At 72.2% G+C, this 15,487-nt stretch carries 10 protein-coding genes; 4 read left to right on the plus strand and 6 right to left on the minus strand.

Annotated features, from left to right (window positions below):
• Positions 1–12 precede the first annotated feature (12 nt).
• On the minus strand, positions 13–1,140 hold the full coding sequence (locus B7K20_RS04525) for a PDZ domain-containing protein (RefSeq protein ID WP_084101085.1): 1,128 nt from the start codon (positions 1,138–1,140) through the stop codon (positions 13–15).
• Positions 1,141–1,249: 109 nt separating this feature from the next.
• Here B7K20_RS04525 and B7K20_RS04530 point away from each other — a divergent pair, with 109 nt between their 5' ends.
• The 3 genes from B7K20_RS04530 to B7K20_RS04540 all read left to right on the plus strand — a co-directional run bounded on the left by B7K20_RS04530 (position 1,250) and on the right by B7K20_RS04540 (position 4,024).
• Positions 1,250–2,671: a zinc-dependent metalloprotease gene (locus B7K20_RS04530; RefSeq protein ID WP_159449321.1), complete on the plus strand. Its 1,422-nt coding sequence runs from the start codon at positions 1,250–1,252 to the stop codon at positions 2,669–2,671.
• Positions 2,672–2,812: 141 nt separating this feature from the next.
• Positions 2,813–2,971 (plus strand): DUF5679 domain-containing protein, encoded by a 159-nt coding sequence (locus B7K20_RS13130; protein ID WP_143340430.1) that lies wholly within the window; start codon positions 2,813–2,815, stop codon positions 2,969–2,971.
• A gap of 159 nt (positions 2,972–3,130) precedes the next feature.
• Positions 3,131–4,024, plus strand: coding sequence for a hypothetical protein (locus B7K20_RS04540; protein WP_144018532.1), 894 nt, complete (start codon positions 3,131–3,133; stop codon positions 4,022–4,024).
• A gap of 71 nt (positions 4,025–4,095) precedes the next feature.
• On the opposite strand, the gene B7K20_RS04545 is transcribed toward B7K20_RS04540, so the two are convergent.
• Together B7K20_RS04545 and nudC are read right to left on the minus strand one after the other, a co-directional pair.
• Positions 4,096–6,078, minus strand: a complete 1,983-nt coding sequence (locus B7K20_RS04545) for an ATP-dependent helicase (RefSeq protein WP_084101086.1) — start codon at positions 6,076–6,078, stop codon at positions 4,096–4,098.
• Positions 6,079–6,091: 13 nt separating this feature from the next.
• The gene (nudC, locus tag B7K20_RS04550; RefSeq protein WP_234985714.1) at positions 6,092–7,018 is read right to left on the minus strand and encodes an NAD(+) diphosphatase; all 927 of its coding nucleotides are present in this window, start codon (positions 7,016–7,018) and stop codon (positions 6,092–6,094) included.
• A gap of 84 nt (positions 7,019–7,102) precedes the next feature.
• Here nudC and B7K20_RS04555 point away from each other — a divergent pair, with 84 nt between their 5' ends.
• The gene (locus B7K20_RS04555; protein WP_084100987.1) at positions 7,103–8,038 is read left to right on the plus strand and encodes a phosphotransferase; all 936 of its coding nucleotides are present in this window, start codon (positions 7,103–7,105) and stop codon (positions 8,036–8,038) included.
• A gap of 8 nt (positions 8,039–8,046) precedes the next feature.
• Here the strand turns inward: B7K20_RS04555 and B7K20_RS04560 are convergent, their stop codons facing one another.
• The 3 genes from B7K20_RS04560 to B7K20_RS04570 are packed head-to-tail and all read right to left on the minus strand — an operon-like array spanning position 8,047 to position 15,477.
• Positions 8,047–11,388, minus strand: coding sequence for an ATP-dependent DNA helicase (locus tag B7K20_RS04560; protein WP_084100989.1), 3,342 nt, complete (start codon positions 11,386–11,388; stop codon positions 8,047–8,049).
• Positions 11,385–14,504, minus strand: coding sequence for a UrvD/REP family ATP-dependent DNA helicase (locus B7K20_RS04565; RefSeq protein WP_084100991.1), 3,120 nt, complete (start codon positions 14,502–14,504; stop codon positions 11,385–11,387). The genes B7K20_RS04560 and B7K20_RS04565 overlap by 4 nt, the downstream gene beginning before the upstream one ends.
• A gap of 49 nt (positions 14,505–14,553) precedes the next feature.
• On the minus strand, positions 14,554–15,477 hold the full coding sequence (locus B7K20_RS04570; protein ID WP_159449322.1) for a DUF3152 domain-containing protein: 924 nt from the start codon (positions 15,475–15,477) through the stop codon (positions 14,554–14,556).
• Positions 15,478–15,487: the final 10 nt, after the last annotated feature.

The raw sequence follows: 15,487 nt of genomic DNA on the forward strand, positions 1-15,487 counted from the left end.
GGTCCAGCGTAATCAGGCAGCGGTGCAGGTGGCCAGCCCGGAGGTATCCCCCGCGCCGATGGCCTCGATGGCGGCATAGCCATCGTCGAGATCGTCCACCGCAAAGACGTTCAGGCCGTCGGGGATGTTCCCGACCACCTCGTCACAGTTTTCTACGGGCGCGAGAAACCAGTCGGCGCCGGCATCCCTGGCACCGTGCATCTTCATCCGGATGCCACCAATGGGCTCCACGTCGCCGTCGGCGCTGATCGCGCCGGTGCCGGCCACCAGCGCGCCGCCGAGTTCGTCCTTCTCGGTCAACTTGTCCATGATCGCCAGCGAGAACATGAGCCCCGCGGACGGTCCGCCCACCTTGTCGATCTGCACCGTGACGTCGATGGGCATCTCGAAGTGGGGCTCCACGTAGATGCCCATGACGGCGTTGCCGGCACCGTCGTCAAGAGTCGCGAAGGTCGCGTCGGTGCTCGTGCCTTCGCGGTCCACGGTCACCATGACGTCATCGCCGGGAGTGACACGCTCGAGATAGTCGAACAGGTCCGTGTAGGAGTCGATGGGCTCACCGTCGACGGCGGTGATGACGTCGCCGGGCTCGAGCAACCCGTCGGCGTTCGTGGTGTCGGTGAGCGCCGCAACCTCGATCGTGGCGGGCACCTCCTGACCCAGCGCGGTGAGCGCGGCAACCGTCGCGGACTCCTGGGACGTCACCCACTGCTGCTGGCTTTCCTGCTCCACCTGCTCGCTGTCCTCGGGGTCACCGAGCACCGCCTCCTCGGGCTGCACGTAGCGGTCGTCCGCCACCCAGCCGCGCAGGACCTGGCCCAGGGAGAACCATGTCGACGAGCCTCGCGCCACCGACACGGTCGTGAGCCTCAACTCGCCCGAGGCGTCATACGTCGGGGCGCCCGAGATCTCCACGAGCGCGGCGCCGTCTTCATCCGTGCCGAGCGTGTCGAACGTGGGGCCTGGCATGCCGATCGCGAAACGCGCGGGCAGGATCGACAGCACCGCGAGAAGTAGGGCCGCCCCCAAGCCGGTGAGGGCGAGGGTGAAGTCTCGGCGCGCTCCGGGACCGGGCTCCGTCTCGATGGGCGTGAAGGGGTCCGGCTCTGCGGGCGCGAGGGGGTCCGGATCGGTCGTCACGCGACCCATCATTGCTCATAGCGAACGCCTCGCCTAACTCGCCCCCGTGCGGGTTACCGTGGACCCGACACTCGCGATGCGCGCGAGCGTCGCGACCTCAGGAGCGTGCGTGAGCGACGACAACACCCCGTGGATGCGCCTGCTGCGCGAACTGTTCGGAGACGACGCCGAGGCGGCGCTGGCCGAGCTTGAACGCATGGGCATGGATCCCAGTGCGCTCGCGCAGGCTTCCGGCATGCTCGGCAACCCCGCGATGATGGATCACGTCCTGTCGCAGATCCGCTCGCTCGTGACGCAGTCACAGGGTCAGGACGTGAACTGGACCCTGGCGCACGATGTCGCCCGAGGAGTGGCGGCGCAGGGTGGCGACCCGACGGTGAGCGCGCAGGTGGCGCAGGCTCATCGCTCCGCGATCTCCCGGGCACAGCTCTGGCTCGACGCCGCCACCGACTTCGATCCGACGGGCCGCGAGCCTCAGGTGGTCTCGCGCGCCGAATGGGTCGAGGCAACCCTGCCCACGTGGCGCGTGATCGCCGGCCCGGTGGCCGTCAGTGTGTCGCGCGCGCTGAGCGCGATCCTGCGCGGCGAGGACGGCTCGGGTTCTGCCATCGAGGCGATGGGTCTGCAGGGGGCCGATGCCGGCGCGCTCGTGCAGTCGATCAGCCCCACGGTGTGTGGCATGCACATGGGTCAGGCCGCCGGCCAGGCCGCACGGGAGACGTTCGGGGTCACCGACCTCGGTTTCCCGCTGCTCGCGGAGCCCCGCGTGACGCTCGTGCCGAGCGTGATCGCCGAATTCTCGGCGGGGCTCGACATTCCCGACGACGAGGTGCTGACCTTTCTCGCGCTGCGGGAGGCCGCCCACGTGCGGCTGTTCGCCGCGGCGGCTTGGCTGCCCGGCCACCTTCACAACCTCATCGAGCGCTACGCGTCCGGGATCACGATCGACCTCGAGGCCCTCGACCAGGCCGTCTCGGAGATCGGCGTGGCCGACCCCGCCAAGCTGCAGGCCGCACTCACCCAGGGCATCTTCAGCCCGCGGCACTCGGAGCTCCAGGAGGAGACCCTCGCGTCGATCGAGACGCTCCTCGCGCTCATCGAGGGCTGGGTCGACGACATCACCATGCGCGCTGCAGCCCCGCACCTGTCCTCCATCGGACAACTGAGCGAGATGCTCCGGCGTAGGCGCGCCGCGGGCGGCCCTGCCGAGGACGCGTTCAAGACCCTCTTGGGCCTCGAACTGCGCCCACGCCGCATGCGCGAGGCGGCGGCCTTGTGGCGCGAGGTGTCGCTAGCCGCCGGCCCCGAGTCCCGCGATCGCATCTGGTCGCACCCCGACCTGCTGCCCACGGGCGCCGACCTCGACGACCGGGCGGCGTGGGTGCAGCGGTGGGTCTCGGGCGGCACGGAGACCGACGACATGGACCGTGAACTGGAAGCGTTCCTGAGCGGCGCCTCCGGCGATGACACCGCGCCTCCCACTCGTGACGATGGCGACAGCCCCAGCGAAGGCGGCGCCGACCGCCCCTGAACGTGGCCCAGCGGCGACACGGAACGGGCCGCCTGTGCGGCAAATGCCCCGTCCCCGTCTACGCTGGGTCCTGATCGGCCCCCGTGGCCACCACCGTGCGCGCTCAGTTCATGGCGCGCGAAGAAGAGAAGGAGAAGCCGAATGGCCGACAAGTACCAGGGCGAGTTCTACTGCGTGAAGTGCAAGGACAAGCGCACCACCGAGGGTGACGTTGTTGTTTCGGAGAACGGCCGCCGCATGGCGAAGGCTGTGTGCCCCGAGTGCGGCACCAAGCTCAACCGCATCCTCGGCAAGGCGTAATTCGCCTCACCGCACAGGTTTCACGACGGCCCGCCCCTTGTGGGGGCGGGCCGTCGTCGTCTTCACGGCCTGCAGCGTCGGTGTGCCGTCCCCACCACCGACCGTGGTCGCCCCTGTGGAAAACCCCCACGCCGTGACAGCGGCCGCCATGCTGATCGCATGGAAGGCCCCCGACTGCGTCCCGGTGTGCCGGTACTGGAGCGCCCCGATGGGGCCCTCCAGGTCGGGTGGCGCCGACCTGTGCTGTTCCATGACGTCTCCCGCGCCGACCGCGCACTCCTGGGCCGCCTGAGCGGCGCGGGCGGCGCCGCCAACGACGCGGACCACCGGATCGTGGAGCGACTTCGCACCGCGGGGCTGCTGGCCCGCGACGAGGTCCCACCCCTACCCCGCGTTCGCGTTCATCACACGGGCACGCTGGGGGTGGCCATCGCCGCATCGGCCGCCCGTCTGGGGATGACCGTCGGCTTCGCTGGAGACACCACGCCGATGCCGGACGGCACCACGCGTTCGTGGTGGGCCCTGCGCGCCCTGCGCGCGGCCCACGCCCCCGCCCGCGTGCTGCCGGCAGAGGGGCCGTGCGACGTCGATGTGCTCGTCGCCGTGGGCTGCGCTCCACCGCACGCAGCCGTGCTGATGGCCCGCGATCAGCGCCACCTCATCGTCACGACCGACGAGCACGGCATCGAGGTCAGCCATGTGGTGATTCCAGGCACCACGGCCTGCGGGACGTGCCTGGCCCTCGCCGCCGTGCCCGACGATCCGGCGCTGCCGTGGCTTGCCGCCCAGCTCGCCACCACCGCCCCGTCCGCCCCTGGCCGCTCCGTCATCACGGCCGCGGCGCTCGCCGCGCACGCATGCCTGCACGGCGCGGGCGCGCCGCAGGAACCCAAGGACGAGTCAGACGACCAGCCGCATCACGGCTGGCGGATTTCCCACGCCGGCGCCGTCACCATCCTCGCGGCGTCGCCCCACCCCGACTGCCGCTGCGGGGCCGCCGGCGAACCCGGCGACGCCCTCGCGGCCAGGCGAGCGCGGTTTCATTCGCGATAGGGCGCGGGTGTGAGCACCGGACGATCGCAGAGCGGTCAGTGCTCGTCGAACCGTCAACTCCCGCCTACGAGTCAGTGCTCGGCGACCACCTCGAGCACCTGCTGGCCATACGCGTCGAGCTTCGATGCGCCGATGCCGTGGATGGCCGCGAGCGCCGCGCGCGTCCCGGGCCGCTTCTTGGCGATCTCCACCAGCGTGGAATCCACCAAGACCGTGAACGCGGGCTTTGAGGCCGCCTGCGCGACCGCGAGCCGCCACGCCTTGAGGGACTCGTATAGCCGCAGTTGCTCGGCATCGAGGGCGCCCAGGGACTCCTTGGCCGACGCTCGCCGCTGCTGAGGCCGGACTGCATCCGGCCACCAGCGGTCGAGGAAGCGCGTGCGTTTGCGGGTGGCCCGCCCGCCCTCCTTGCGGGCGCGCGCGAAGCTCAGGTGCAGGTGCTCGCGGGCGCGGGTGATCGCGACGTAGAGGAGGCGGCGTTCCTCCTCGATCGCCTCGGGGGTCTCAGCCATCTTGATGGGCAGCAGCCCCTCGGAGCATCCGATCACGAACACCGCGTCCCATTCGAGGCCCTTGGCGGCGTGCATGGTGGTGAGGGTCACGCCGTCGACGGCCGGCGCGTGCTGAGCCTGTGCCCGCTCGACCATGTGCTCGACAAACTCCCGCATGGTCATGACGCTGCCCGCGTCCTCGTCCAGGTCGTCGGCGAGCTGCACCAGGCTCTGCAACGAATCCCATCGCTCGCGCACCGCTCCACGAGCTGCAGGGGGCTCTTCGCTCCATCCGGCGTCACTGAGCGCCGACCTCACCTGTGACCCGAGGGGCTCGTCCGAGGGCGCCACGGCGGCGCCGCGCAGGAGCACCATGGCCCTGCGCACCTCCTCGCGGTCGAAGAAGCGCTGCCCGCCGCGGACCAGATAGCCGATGCCGCGAGCGCTGAGCGCCTCCTCCAAGGCCTCCGATTGGGTGTTCATGCGGTACAGCACGGCGATCTGGGAGGCGGGGACGCCTGCCGAGACGAGCCGGCCGATGCGTTCGGCCACCCCCGCCGCCTCCGCGCCATCGTCCTCATACGCCGTGTAGTGGGGATCCGGTCCCGAGGGTCGTTGAGACACGAGCTCGACCCCCATCCCGGCCGAGCCGCGCTGCGCCATCAGGCCGTTCGCAAGGTTCACCACCTGCGGCGTGGACCGGTAGTCACGCACCAGGCGGACCACGGTCGCGCCAGGGTGCGTGCGGGTGAACCCGAGCAGGTGCTGAGGGCTCGCGCCGGCGAAGGAATAGATGGTCTGGGCGGGGTCTCCCACCACGCAGAGCTCGTTGCGCTCGCCCATCCACTGTTCCAGCAGGAACTGCTGCAGCGGGGACACGTCCTGGTACTCGTCGACCACAAAGTGGCGATACTGCCGGCGAATCTGGTCGCCCACCTCGCCGTGGCGACCGATGATGTCCGCGAGCAACAGGAGGATGTCCTCGAAGTCGAGCACGACCGCCTCGGTCTTCGCCTCTTCGTAGGCGCGCATCACGTCGACGACCTGGCGGCGTTCCACCCCGGCGGGGGCGGGCCTGCCGGCGTCACTGGTGACTCGGACGTAGTCGTCCGGCGCGACGAGGGAGACCTTCGCCCACTCGATCTCGCTCGCGAGGTCGCGCACCGTGAGCCGGTCGGGCTGCAGGCCCGCGACCCGCGCGGCGCGGCCCACGAGGGGAGCCTTGTGCTCGACCAGTTGCGGGATCTGCCCTCCGATGACCTGTGGCCAGAAGTAGCTCAGTTGCCGCAGCGCGGCGGCGTGAAAGGTGCGCGCCTGGACACCGGGAGCTCCGAGCGCGCGCAGCCGCTGGCGCATCTCCCCCGCCGCCCGGGCGGTGAACGTCACCGCGAGGACGGACTGCGGGTTGTAGGCGTTCACCCGCACGCCGTAGGCGATGCGGTGCGTGATGGCACGGGTCTTGCCGGTGCCGGCACCGGCCAGCACGCACACGGGACCGTGCAGCGCGGTCGCGACCTGGCGCTGTTCGGGATCGAGGGCTTCGAGGATTTCGTCTGCGGACATCGAGGCCATGGTGTCAGTTGTCGGTGACATCGTCGGCGGCGCCGCTTGCGGCGGACCCACCCAGCCAGTCCTCCAGCAGGCTGCGCGCGATCGAGCCGACGGGCGGCGGCACGATCCGCTGCGCGTGCACCTCCTCGTCGAACTCGGCGCGCGAGACCCAGCGGGCGTCGGTGATCTCGATGCCGTCGGGAGACAGTTCCGTCGTCGTCGCGCGAGCGCGGAAGCCCACCATCACGGAGGCGGGGAACGGCCACGGCTGGGAGGCCACGTACGTGACGTCGGCGACCTCGACGCCGACCTCCTCCGCCACCTCACGATGGACGGCCTGCTCGAAACTCTCGCCGGGCTCGACGTATCCCGCCAGGTGCGAGTAACGGCCTTCGGACCAGTGCGCGGCGTGCCCCAGCAGCAGCCGGTCCTCGGCGTCGGTGACGGCGACGATGATCGCCGGATCGGTGCGCGGATAGTGGTCGCGGCCATCCACCTCGCAGTGGCGCACCCAGCCACCCTGAGCGGCAACCGTGGGCGCGCCGCAGCGCGCACAGCAGCCGTGCGAGTCGTGCCACGCGGCCAGTGCGACAGCCGTGGTCGCGAGCTCGCGGTGAGCCTGGCCCACCGGGCCCGACTCCACCTGGGCGATGAAGGCACGCAGCGGCACCCACTCGGCACCGTCCTTCATCGCGGCTAACGCCGCGCGGGCGTCCTCGACGTCCGCGGGCACCGCGAGCCCCACGTCGCGCCCCTCGTATGACCCAAGGAATGCACGCAACGCGGGCTGCTCGACGGCGGCGCCCGGCACCGCCACGAGCCGGCCACCGCGAGCCAGGACGGCCCCTCGAGAGGCGACCACGGCATCGGCCGTCAACAGGTCCACCTCGTCGCGGCGATGCGCCTGACGGTCGACGACCAGGGGATCGATCAGGTAGGTCGGGGCGCTCACTCGGTCCACGCTACGGCACCGCGCGGTGCCACCCGAGCGGCGTGGAGCGTGGCGAGGGCCAGGTTTTGGCTCTAGCGTGAGGGCGTGCCTCGTTCTCCGCTCGCGCTCGCCGCGCTCGCGTCGGCCGCCGTTCCCGGCCTCGACGTCTACGACGTGTTGCGTAGCCCGCACTCGGACGCGGACTTCGACGTGGTCGTGGTGAAGGACGCCACCGGGACGCGCTGGATTGTGCGGGCGCCGCGCCGCGCCGCCGCGGGCGCCGCCCTCGAGGCCGAAAGTTCGCTTCTCAAGGCCCTGGGCCGCGCGCACGACACGGGACTGCTGTCCTTCGATGTGCCCCGCCCGCGCGGCTCGGTGCAGATGGAACCCGTGACCGATGGGCGAGCGATCGTCTACTCGGAGGTCGCCGGGGCGCCCTTGGTGCTGTCGCGCCTGGAGCCGGGCCCCGGACTCACGGCTGCGGTGGGCCGCGCGATCGCCGAGATTCATGAGCTCCCCCCGTCGCTCGTCGAGGACGAGGGCCTTCCCACGTACGACGCGGACGAGTACCGCCAGCGCCGGCTCTCGGAGCTGGACACCGGCATGCAGACCGGCAAGGTTCCGCCGCGCCTCGCGGACCGCTGGGAGCAGCAACTCGAGAACGTCGCCTGGTGGCGGTTCGAGCCCACCGTGGTGCACGGGGACCTGGGTGAGCACCAGGTGATGGTCGCCGGGGACAGCGTGCGCGGCGTGGTCGACTGGATGGATGCCCGCGTGGCGGACCCCGCCGACGATCTCGCGTGGCTCGTGGCGGCGGCACCCGACGACATCCTCGACTCGATCGTCGAGGCCTACCGCATGGGCCGGCGCGAGACGCGTGACCCGCATCTGCTCGACCGGGCGAGGCTGTCGTCGGAGATGGCGCTGCTGCGCTGGCTCATGTACGGCGTGCGCACCGACAACGCCGATGTGGTCGCGGACGGCGAGGGCATGCTCGCCGACCTCGAGACCATGCTGTTCGACCAACCCGACGAGGACTGACCGGGCACTTACCCCTCGTCCCCGCGCAGCAGTGAGACGATCTCGTCGCGCTCCATGAGCCTCTCGGGCCACACGGTCTGGTCGGCGCCCACGTAGTAGAACGCGGCGTCGACGTCGGACAGGGGGATCCCCTTCCATTCCGACCACGCGAGCCGGTACACCGCGAGCTGTACCTCGCGCGCGGCGCGCTCCGCGTCATCGCGCGGGGGCGCCCCTGACTTCCAGTCCACCACGGTGACCCTGTCGAGCCCGTCGCCCGCGGGGAAGACCGCGTCGATCCTGGAGCGGATCGTCACACCCGCGACGGGCAGCTCGACGCGCACCTCGATGTCGCTGGGCCGGCGGCGCGCCCATGGCGAGGCCGCGAACGTGTCGCGCAGCGACTGCACGCCGTCGTCGGCAACGCCGTCGGCGAGGGCATCCTCGGGCGCGAGGTCCTCGGCGCTCAGCAGCGAGGGGTGGCCAAAGTGAGCCTCGATCCAGCCGTGCAGGGCCGTGCCGCGTGCCGAGGCCAGCGTGGGCTCCTGCGGCAGGGGCCGGCGCAGCTGCTCGGTGAAGCCTTCGCGGTCGCGGTGCAGCCACACCAACTGCGACGTGGTGAGGTGGCCGAGCAGGGCCACCTCGCTCCCACGCTCGCGGCGGCTGTCTCGCTCGGCGAGCATGGCCTCGAGGTCGCGGCCCCACGGCAGGTGAGCCCAGCCGGACTGCGGGTCGTCGTCGCGTGCGGCCGCGACGACGTCCGCGGCGAATGCGCGGCGCCGCTCCTGCTCCGGCGTGGGGGCGGGAGGCCACAGCGCGGACGCTGCCGGCCGCTCGGGGCGGACCGCATCGTCGTCCGGTCGCGGCGCCCATCCCGCGGAGGCGATCACGCCGCGGTCGAGGAGGTCTTGCAAGAACACCGACGGCACCAGCGCGGACGTCGACGTGCCCCACCACGATCCCGACACCATCACATGTGCACGCGCACGGGTCAGGGCCACGTAGAACAGGCGGCGTTCCTCCTCGAGCGCGTGCAGGCCGGCCTCGGCCTTGAACCCTGCGATCGATTCCTTGAGCGAGGCACGGTCGCCCACGTCTCCCTGGTCCCACACCGGCAGGTCGTCGCGGTCGAGCCGCAGCGCATAGGGCAACGCCCCTGCCTCCCCCATCCACCCGCTCGCGTTCACGGCCAGGCCGTCATCCGTCGCCTTGGGTGTGGATCGCAGCGAGGGAAACTGGCTTCCCCCACGGGTCGACGAGCCCTGGGTCACGCCGGGGATGACGACGATGTCCCACTCGAGCCCCTTCGCGCTGTGGCACGTGAGGATCTGTACCGCCCCAGGCTCGGGTTCCTTCACGGGGGTCGCGAGGCCGCGCTCCTCGGAACGCGCGGCGTGAAGCCACGCGAGGAAGGCGCCCAGCGTCGCGCGCTCTGCTCCCGCCGCGAACGAACGCGCGGCATCGAGGAACGCGTCCACATTGCGCGCGGCCCGCCCGTCGGGACGCGCCACCTCGGCCTCGATGTCCAGCCCCCAGGCGCGCTCTGCGAACACGATGAGTTCGGTCAGCGACAGATACGTGCGCTCGCGCACGGCGCGGATCACGGCGCGCAGGACCTCGAGGCGCGCGTGGGCTTCCCCGGTGAGGCTGCGTCCCTCGCGCGAGACCCACCCGGCCGGCGGCAGCGCGTCGACACCGTCGACGATGGTCGCCGACTCCAGCCGCGCATCGAGATCGCCGTGGTCGTGCCTGTCGCGGTCGTGCCGTGACCAGTCGTGCAAAGCGGCGAGGTCGGCAGGCCCCAGGGCGAGCCGCTCGCCCGTGAGAAGCCGCATCAGGGAGTCGCCTCGCGACGGGTCGTGGGCCACCTCGAGCAGTGCCACCAGCTCGGTGACCTCGGGCGTGTCGAGTAGCCCGCCGAGCCCCACCACCTCGTAGTCGATTCCCGCGCGGGTGAGCGCGTCGATCAGCGCGGGAAACTGTGCGCGGCGCCGGCACAGGATGGCGGCCGTCGCGGGCGCGCCCTCGCGGCCCGGACCCAGCTCCAGGCGACGGGCGGAGATGAAGCCCGCCGCGGCATCGGCCTCCGCCTCGAGGTCGGCCGCCATATGGGCGGTGAGCCCCGGCGCCACGCGGACGGGCTCGGGCCTTCCGAGGTACTGCCCGGTCGACTTCAGCGGCTCCACGTGCACGCTCGGATGCGCGGGCAGCGAGCCGGCGACGGCGTTGGCGGCCGCGAGGATCGAGGCCTCGTTGCGCCACGACACCGACAGCGTGTGGCTCACCACGTGGTCGCGGCCACCAAATTCGGTGACGAACTGGGACAGCGCACTCGCCGACGCCCCGCGGAATCCGTAGATCGCCTGGTTGGGGTCGCCCACGGCCATCACGGGGTGGTCGGCACCGAACATGCGCGCGAACAGCCGCAGCTGCGCGGGCGAGGTGTCCTGGAACTCGTCGAGCAGCACCACGCGGTAGCGCGATCGTTCGATCGCCTGCACGGCCTCGAGATCCGCGAGCGCCACCCCGTACGCCACCTGGTCGGCGAAGTCGAGGTATGAGCCCTCGCGCTTGCGCGCCAGGAAACGCGATACGAGGGGCGCGAGGTCCTGCAGGGTGACCAGGTGCCGGAGGTCCTTGGCCTCCTCGGTCGGGTTGCCGTTGCTGTTGACGAGCGCCGTACCGCCGCGCGTGCCGGGCAGGTCCGCGAGCGACGCGAGGGTGCGCCGCGCCCAGTCGGCGACGGCGGCGGGCTCCGTCAGGTGCTCACGCACCTGGCCCGCGAGCCGCATCACGGCTTGAGTGAGGGTCGACACCGAGGCGTCGGTGTCGACGGGGTCGGGCCAGCGCTGCACGATGTCGTCGGCAATCTGCCACAGCGCCGCGTCCGTGAGCGTCGCGGCGTCAGGGTCGACGCCCAGGCGCAGGCCGTGCTCCGCGACGAGCGAGGCCGCGTAGCCGTTGTAGGTCGCGACCGTGACGGGCGGGCGGGCGGGGTCCTCGCCAAACACCGCATCGAGCCGCACCTCGGCGCGCTCGGCGATCTCTGCGGCCGCCTTGCGCGTGAACGTGAGGCACAGGATCTGGTCGGGGCTGAGGTCGCGGCCCCACAGGCGCTCACCATGGTCCAAGAGGTAGGCCATGCGCAGGGAGAGCGTCTCGGTCTTGCCCGATCCCGCACCGGCGACCACCAGGGCGGGCTCCAGCCCCGCACCGATGACCGCCGCCTGCTCGGGCGTGGGGGTGGTGGAGGCGTCAATCAGCGCCGCGAGCTCAACCACGGAGCGCGCCTGACCCGCCACGCGTCCTGCGTCGGCGCCGTCGGGCACCACTGACCCCCAGCCGCCGCCGGCAACGTTCGCGTCCGTCATGCCTCGCTCACCTGCCGTCCCTCGACCTGCACGGGGCACGAGCGTCGCACGGGGCACTGCCCGCACATGTCGTTCTCGGTCGCGAGGAAACGGGCCGAGGTCATGGTCTCGACGACGGCTCCCAGCCGCGCGCGCTGCTCGTCGACATCGATGGCGCCTTGCGGTTTCACGGATGCGGAGCGATTGCTGCCGCCCACGAACACCAGGTCCGCGCCCGCGGCCCGTTCAACGCCGGGGAAGGCGCCGTGGGCGGCGGCAAGCTGGTACATCGCGAGCTGGGCGTGAGTAGAAGGATCGCCCGCGTAGTCGGGGTTACCGGTCTTGAGATCCACGATGCGCGTGGCGTCTCCGCGGTGCTCCACGCGGTCGGCGCTGCCGGTGAGGACGGCGCGATCGATACCCACCTCGAAGCGTTGCTCCAGCTCGACGGCATCCACCGGGTGCGACACGAAGTAGCCCGCGAGTCGATCGATCATCGCCTCTGCCTTCGCGCGCAACACGCGGTTCGGCAGCGTGTCATCGCCCGCGATCTCGTGCCAGCGCTCATCGAGCGCCGCCTGCAAGGTGGCACGGTCGCCGTCGGGATGGAGCTGCGCGATCTCGTGCACCAGGGTGCCAAGCTGCTGCTTGTCGCTGTCGAGGCCCACTCCCCCGGAGCTCTCAAGGGCCCATCTCAGCGCGCATCGCTCGACTCCCTCGACGCGCGAGGGCGACACCCGCACCGGGGCGTCCTCGGCGAAGAATCCCGCCTCGGTCGACGGCGAGGCGACGCCGTTCCATGCCCGCGGATCCGCGCCCGCGACGCGGGCCTCGGCCAGCCGCGCGAGAGCGGTCGCATAGCCCGCTCGGTCCTCGCCGGACGCGGCCGCCCCCTCGGCACGCAGGGCCGCCACGGCGTGGCGCAGGTCGGACACGCGCGGCACGGTACCGGTGTCGCGGCGCGTCACAGAAGCGGCAGCCTCGAGCCAGTCGACATAGCGGGAGGGCCGGGTGTCGTCGTCCTCGACCGCCGTCACCACCACAGAGCGCCTGGCTCGCGACAACGCCACCACCAACGCACGGGTCTCGTCGTCCAGCACGGCCTTGCGAGACGATGCCGCGAGCGCCGACCGCCTGTCGGCGTCGAGCGGCTCGGGATCCGCCCTGAACGCGAGGATGTCGGCAAGATGCTGGGCACCCAGCACGGAGTCGCGCAGGCGCACATTGGGCCACACACCCTCCTCGACCCCCGCCACCACGACCACGTCCCACTCGCGGCCCGCCGCGGAGGCCGGCGTCGCAAACGTCACCGTGTCGCCCCCCGTCGCGCGCGCGCCGAGCGAATCGATCGCGAACTCCTGCGAGGTCAGGTGCGCCGCGAATCCCGCCGCGGTGGCGCCACGCATACGCTCCTCGACGTTCTGAGCCTCGCGCAGCAGCGCGATGACCGCGTCGAGGTCGGCGTCGTCGCGCGCGGAGCCGGCCAGCGCCGCCTTGCGCCACGGCTCCGCGACCTCCAACGACTCCCACAGCACCCACAGCAGCCGGCGCGGCGTGTCCTGCCCGTCGCGCGCCGCATGGGCGGCGCTCGCGACGGCGGCGCTGGCCTTGCGCGCCGCGCGCGCCTCCTCGCCGCCGAGGCTCGCCAGGCGCGCCGGGTCCTCCATCGCCTGGGCAAGCAACTCGCCCGCCGCAGCGTGGCCGCCGCCCCCGCGGTCCTCGCGCACCAGGGCGCGCCTCAGCCGTCTGAGCTCCACCGGGTCGAGCCCCACCAGGCGCGACGCGAGCACCTGCGTCGCGTCCTCCTCCGTCCACTCGCGCTCGCCCACCGCGATCAGCATCATGGTCAGCAGGGGCGCGACCACCGGCTGCTCGTGCAGGGCGACGCCGTCGCCCAGCGACTCGCACGGGATCTCGGCCCCGAGCAGGTCCGCATGCAACGCCCGCAGTTGCCCGTTGGAGCGCGCGATGACCGCCATCCGCCCCCACGGGGTTCCGCCGCCGTCCACCCCGTGATGAGCCCGTCGCAAGGCCGCGGCGATCGCGCGCGACTGGGCGTAGCGGTGCGGCGCCACCAGGATCTCGACCGCATCGGGAGCGCCGTCGCCCGACTCCGCCACCGCACCCCGCGCCGACCCCGCACCCACCGTGCCGATGCGCTGCGTGAGCGCCCCCACGACGGCCGCGAGCGCGGCCCCTTGGCGGTGCTGCTGGGTCAGCCTCACCAGGGACGCACCCAACGCGTGCCTGCCCGAGGGTGCCGTCGCCTGGGCGAGGGCGGAGGGGACGGCGCCACGGTAGCCCTGCACGGACTCGTCGGCGTTGCCGACCAGCAGCAGGCGGGAGCCGCGCTCCGCAAGGGCCTCGAGCAGTGCGATCACCGCGGCGGTGGCGTCCTGGTAGTCGTCGACGATCACCAGGTCCCACGAGGGCGCGACGCCCCACGCCCCGTCCCAGTCGTCGAGCGCGACGGCGGCCTCGCGCGCCACGCCCGCGGGGTCATAGCGCAGGCCCTGATCCTCCAGCAGGCTGCGCCACATCACGTTGTCCAGGTACTCCGCGAGCACCTCGGCACCCGCGACCCACTCGCGCCTACCGGTGCGCTCGCCCAGCTCCCGCATGGCCTCCGGGTCGAGCCCCGCCTCCGTCGCCCGCATGAGCAGGTCGCGCAATTCGGCGCGAAATCCCGGCAGCGCCGTCGCCTCAGCGGGAACCACCCCGCTCCAGTCGGGTGCGGCCCCCTCGCCGCGCGCGTGACCGGCCAACAGGTCGCGCAGGATCGCGTCCTGGTCGGCGCCGGTGATGAGGGTCGGCGCGGGGTCCCCTAAGGCCTCGGCCCTCGCCGCGAGCACCGTGTGCGCCACCGACGCCGCGGTGCGCACCACCGGCACGCCCGTCGCGCGGTCGACCGTCGCGGACACCACGTCACGGAGGTCGGCCGCGGCCGTCCTCGTGGGCGCCAACACGAGCAGCCGCTCGGGTGCCATCCCCTGGGCGACGGCCCGCGCGGCCGCCGCCGCGACCACCGTGGTCTTGCCCGACCCTGGCGGACCCACCACCACCGCGTGGCCCGCATCGGCCGCCGCGATGGCGGCCCGCTGCTCGTCGCTCAGGCTCGGCGCGCCACGGAAGGTCATGCCCCCACCCCAACACAGGGCCCCGACATCGCGGCCACGGCCACGCGAGCTACTCCTCGTCGCGGGTGGCGGATGCGGCGGGGGTCGGCGTGGGCGAGGGCAGCGGCTCGTCCGGCCAGGGCCAGGGGTTGGGCGAGCAGTCCTCGGGCAGATCCACCTGATCGGTCATGACGAGCGCCTCGCCCGAGGCGCAGACACCGTCCTCCTCGCCCAGCAGGTGACCGATGCCGTGGTTCAGCAGGTAGTCCCGCGCACCCAGGCGGTCGTCGCCATAGGAGTCGAGACCTGCCGCCCAGTCGTAGGCGGAGACCACCATGAGCCCCTCGTCTGCGCAGCTGGTGCGCGCCTGCGCGGAGGCGGAGGCCTCGGGCGACGGAGACGTCGACGTGTCCGTCACCGCACCGATCGAGGCCGGAGTGTGGGGATCGGGGCAGCGCTCCGCGGCCCTCACGGGACTCGCGATCACGACCCGCATGTCGGGCGCACCCGACGTGGGCACAAACTCGTAGCGTCCGCGTGCGCCCCACCCGCGCGGGTCGTTGAGGGTCTCGAGGACAAACGCGGTGAGCGCGTCGCCGTCGATTGCCAACCCGTTCTCGTACTCGACACGCACCCACTTGACCGAGGCGCCCGTGCCCGAGGGCTGCGCGTCTGAGGAGACGATCTGGAAGTCGCCTCCCGCTTGGGCGGGCACGTCGAGGGACGCGACTCCCGCCGCGAGGTCGTCGTCGTCGAGCTCGCGATCGATCGGCTCGAGCGCGGGGATCGATACGGAAGCCTCGGGAGTCGGCGTCGCGCTCGCGCTGGGGGTGACGGACGGCTCCGGGGCCGCCAATTCGCCGCCCACCAGAGAGGTTCCCCACCCCACGCCGATGCCGAGCGCGAAGCAGCCGAGCACCACGCCGGCGGTCACGGCGAGCCCGCGCGCGCTGATTCCCCTGCCCGCGAACAGGCGCTTCTGTGGCTCGGTCACGCCCCTACGA

The organism is Demequina sp. NBRC 110051, from assembly GCF_002090055.1.
In the GTDB taxonomy this organism is placed as follows: domain Bacteria; phylum Actinomycetota; class Actinomycetes; order Actinomycetales; family Demequinaceae; genus Demequina.